The 4,541-nt window shown below is 74.1% G+C and carries 3 protein-coding genes; all 3 read right to left on the bottom strand.

The window, feature by feature from the left end:
- Positions 1–752, bottom strand: a 752-nt coding sequence (locus VE172_RS16135) for an alanine racemase (protein WP_324802957.1), incomplete at its 3' end; no start/stop codon positions are given.
- Positions 749–3,277, bottom strand: a complete 2,529-nt coding sequence (locus tag VE172_RS16130) for an IucA/IucC family protein (RefSeq protein ID WP_324802956.1) — start codon at positions 3,275–3,277, stop codon at positions 749–751. The genes VE172_RS16135 and VE172_RS16130, both read right to left, overlap by 4 nt.
- 2 nt (positions 3,278–3,279) lie before the next feature.
- On the bottom strand, positions 3,280–4,541 hold a 1,262-nt coding region (locus tag VE172_RS16125; protein WP_324802955.1), incomplete at its 5' end, for an IucA/IucC family protein.

Below are 4,541 nucleotides of genomic sequence, written 5' to 3'. Positions count from 1 at the left end.
CCCTCCAGGCCCGCCGCCAGGGCGTCCAGATCGAACCGTCGCGCCCCCGCGTAGTCCACCCCGAGCCCGCCACCCACATTGACGGTGTCCCACCGCGATCCGCATCGGCGCGACACCGCCTCGGCGAACCCGAGTCCATCGCGGACGAAGCGCGCGTGCTCCGCGGCGTCCAGGTTGTTGCTGACGGCGTGGAGATGCAGCCCGCTCAGGCGCACCCCGTCCATGCCATTGGCCGCCTCGATCGCCTGGGGGAGCAGGGTTTCATCGATGCCGAAGGGCGTGGGCACCCCCGTCATGCGGTGGCTGCCCTCGGGGGTGCGCGCGGCCCGATTCACCCGCAGCGCGATCGTCGCGACGCCGCGGTGCCGCCTCGCCAGGTGGTCGACGCGCCGCAGCTCGTGGAGACTCTCCACATTGATGACACAGTCGACGCCGCAGTCGAGGGCGGCGTTGAGCGCGGCGTCGGTCTTGGCGGGCCCGCCGAACAGCAGGGCCGCGGCGCCCGCGTCCACGGCGGCGGCCAGTTCCCCCTCCGAGGCCACCTCGATCCCGTCGCAGGCTCCCGCGGCGCGCGCGAGCAGGCGGGGGTGGCGGTTGGCCTTCATCGCGTAGTAGACGGCGCTGTCGGCGGGAAGCGCGGCGCGCAACTGGTCGACACGCTCGGCGAGGACCCGGGTGTCGTACAGGTAGGCGCACGCGGGCGAGGCCAGCGTGTCGAGCTCGGCGGCGATGGCGGCGGGGATCGGGATCATGGGCGCGCCAGGGGGTTTGGGAGTCCGACGTGGAGGTCGCCAGAACCGTTGACGCGCATGGTGAGCAGGGCCTTCAGCGGGAGGGTGGCGGCGGTGTAGAAGGCGCGGTCGGCGGCGGGCAGGTCGGTGGCGTCCATGGTGTCGGCGACGATGCGCCAGGCGTCGTCGGCGGCGAGCACACGGTCGCGGTGGAGGGCACCGACGAGGGCGGACAGGTGGTTGTGGATGACGGTGTAGGCGATCTTGGTGCGCAGGACGTCGGGGTCGCGGGTGACGGTGACCGAGGCGGGGTGCAGGTCGGGGCGGTGGCCCGCGGCGGCGAGGCGGTCGGGGAGGATGCGGGCGCCGCCGAGGTCGCGGACGATGATGCGGCGGGGCATGCCGCCCGCGAAGGTGGGCAGGCAGTTTTGCAGGTGCGCCTCGGCGGCGATGCCGTAGCGGGCGGCCAGGTGGGTGGTGGCGGTGATGAGGAGGTCGGCGTAGCGGCGCAGGAACGCCTCGGGGCGCGCGGCGGCGAGTTCGGCGGCGACGGTGGTGCCCGTGACGGGGGAGATCGCGGGCAGGGCGGTGGCGGGGACGGGCAGTTCGTCGGCCTCGGTGACGGTGTCGAGCCCGCCGCGCAGCAGGCAGCTGAGGTCGCGGGCGGCGGGGTGCCCGTGGGGGAGGCTGGCGCCCGCGAGCTCGGGGAGGATGGCGATGCGTTGCGCCAGCACGGGATCGGCGCCGATGATCTCGGTGAGCACGGGCGACAGCCTCGGGCCGTTGTGGACGGTCGCGGGGGAGATGCCGCGCGAGGTCGAGGTGATGTGGATGCTCAGCGAGCACTTGAGATAGTCGCCCGCGTCGGTGACCAGGGTGCGAACCGATGCGGTCGGCGAGGTGGGCAGCGACACGGGGAGGTCGATGACGTCCGCGGAGTCGAACAGGTCCCGATGCCGCCCCGTAAGGACGCTCGCGTGCTGCCACGGGTGAACGGGGATCAACAGCCGCTCGTCGTCCACATACGGCTCGAGTTCCTCGAAGCGCTGCGCCAACAGGGTTCCCAGATCGCGCCCTCGCGGATCGGGCGCGGAGACCGCCAGGTCGCGCCGTACGGCGACGACGCGGACGTTCACGGGCTCGGTGGCCTCCAGGTCGAAGGCGCGGCGCGCGGCGTCGTCCCATCCCAGGCGGGTGCGGGCGCAGGGGTGAAGGTGGTGGCCGTCCACGGCCAGCGGCTCGAAGAAGCGGCAGGGCACGAACCCCGCGCCGTCGCGGCGCAGCTTCTCGGCCAGGGCGACGCTCGAGTCGACGCCGCGCCGCACGGCGGCCTCGGCGACCTCGCGGCAGCGCCGCGCGTGTCGGGGCAGCGCCTGGTCCAGCCCGTCCACCGCGTCGCCCAGTTCGGCGGCGAGCTGGGCGGGCGCGTCCGCCACGAGCAGTCGCAACAGCCGCGCGGGGTGATCGATGTGGACGCCGTCGTGGTGCACGGGCGGCGCGGGCATCTCGTGCCCGAGTTCGTCGGTGGCGACGGCGGTGGTGAGGAATGTCCCCGACTGCCCGACGTGGACGGCGCCGTCGCGTCGAGCGGCGCTGCGGCCATCGTCGGGGAGGCTACCGCCCGCGCGCGAGGCACCGCTGTGGACGGTGCCGTGCGTATGGAGGTCGCCCCCGCCTGGAGAGGTCGCCTTCGCGCCGTCGTCGGCGGGACGGGGCGTGTCGTCGGGACGGCCAACGTTGTCGCGACAGGCGGTCGCCGCGGGATCGGCCCTTGACGAGCCGATGTGGACGGTGCCGCTCGCTTCCCGCTTCGTACCATGACGAGCGGCGGTGTTGGCGCGCTGGCCGTCGGCGGGGAGTGCCGCGTCTCCGTCGCGGGAGCCGTTGCTGGCGACCGCGTTCGTAGCCTTGTCGTCGAGACCGTCAACGTTGTCACATGCGTCCGCCTCGGCCCTTGACGAGCCGATGTGGATGGTGTCGCTCGCTTCCCGCTTCGCGCCATGGCGGGCGGCGGTGCTGGCGCGCTGGCCATCGGCGGGGAGCGGCGCGTCTCCATCGCGGGACCCGTTGCTGGCTGCGGCCCGCGTAGTGTCTCCGAGACCGTCGGCGCCGTCGCGGGCGTCTGTATCGGCGACATCGGCCTTCGAGGGGCTGATGTGGACGGTGTCGCTCGCTTCGTGGTTCGCGCCATGACGGGCGGCGACGTTAGCGGGCTGGTGGCCGTCGGCGGGGGATGCCGCGTCGTCGGGACCGTCGGCCGCTGGCGCGGTGTCGCCGTTTGGGTCAGCGATGTGGATGGTTCCGCTTGCATCGTGGCCCGCGTCGTCTTGGGTGGCGCTATCGCCCCCGTGGTGGTCGCGGGCGGACGCGGTGCTCGGGCTCGGGTCGTCGCCGTCCGTCGGGGTCGTACCCGACACGCGAAGGCGGAAGGTGGCGCCGTCGCGTTGGGCCGTGTCGCGGAGGCCGCCGAGGTTTTCGCGCCAGGCGGCGGCCAGCAGGTGGGCGACGACGCGTTCGCGGGCCCGTGTCGGTTGTGGAGGCGACATGGCTACAGGCGGGCCAGCGGGTTGGCGACGCTGGTCCACTGGTCGGCGATGGGGCGGTCGGACAGGCGCATCACGGTGTAGGCCTTGATGGGCCAGGTGGGCGCGAAGAGCGCGGCGCGGAGGCCGTCGTCGGCGGTGGCGGTGCGGCTGACGTCGGCGACGGTGCGCCACCAGGTTTCGGGTGCCTCGTCGAAGCCGAGGGACATGGCGTGCACCAGTTGGGACAGGGCGACGGCGTAGAGCATCGAGATGAGCTTGCTGTGCAGGGTCTCGGGGCCGTCGCACGCGAGGTCGCCGTGCAGGGGTGGGCAGTCGACGCCGCTGGCCGCCAGGCGTTCGGGCCATACCCGTACGCCGCCGAAGTCGCGGTAGACGGCCGCGGCGGGGCGGCCTTGGTGGAGGGCCAGGAGGGTGTTTTGTCCGTGGGCCTCGGCGGCGATGCCGTGGTCGGCCAGCAGCCGCAGCAGCGGGGGCAGGAGGGTGGTGACGCATTCGCGCCACCACTGGGCGGGCGGGATGCCCGCGGAGGCGACGACGCGGGTCACCAGGGGGCGGCCGTCGACGGGGTCGGGTTCGGACAGGGCGGCCAGGGGGAGGGCGACGTGGTCGTCGGCCAGGATTCGAGCGGGGGAGTCGCGGACGATGGCGGCCAGGGCGGGGTCGGCGCGGGTCGTGAGGTCGGGGGCGGAGGGGTCGGAGTCGGGCAGCAGGGCGGCGACCGCGCCGCGTTCGGTGAGGACCTCCAGGCGGGGGATGCCGAGGTTGGCGACCAGGCGGGACAGGATGGGTCCGTTGTGGATGGCGGCGGGGGAGACGTGGCGGATCGCGCTGGTGAGGCGGAGGTCGACGGCGGTCTTGAGGTGGATGTCGGGCTGGGTGTAGGGGGCGAGGGTGCGCAGCGACATCAGGGGCGCGCAGCGCAGCGTGGCGTCGGTGGGGGTGAGGAGCTCGAGGTGGGAGGCGGCCTGCAGCGGGTGGAGCGGCAGCAGGGGCCTGCCGTCGGGGGCGTGCCAGGGCCAGGCGCCCGCGACCACGGCGTCGTCGAGCGGGGCCAGCACGATCGGGACCTGGGGGTGGTGTTCGGGGGCGAGTTCGCGGACGTCGGCGTCGGCCAGGTCGCCGCGGCGGCGGCACAGGGGATGGGCGGGGTGGCCGTCGATGATGAGCTGTTCGAAATAGACGGAGGGGTCGGGGTGGTGGCGGCGCGCGGTGTCCCACAGTGCCGCGGGCGCGGGGTGGGGTCGCGCGGCGGTGCGGGCCAGGG

The organism is Stackebrandtia sp. (genome assembly GCF_035643755.1).
GTDB lineage: Bacteria > Actinomycetota > Actinomycetes > Mycobacteriales > Micromonosporaceae > Stackebrandtia.
The sequence above is the reverse complement of the archived record's forward strand: the minus strand, read 5'-3'. Positions and strand labels throughout refer to the sequence as shown.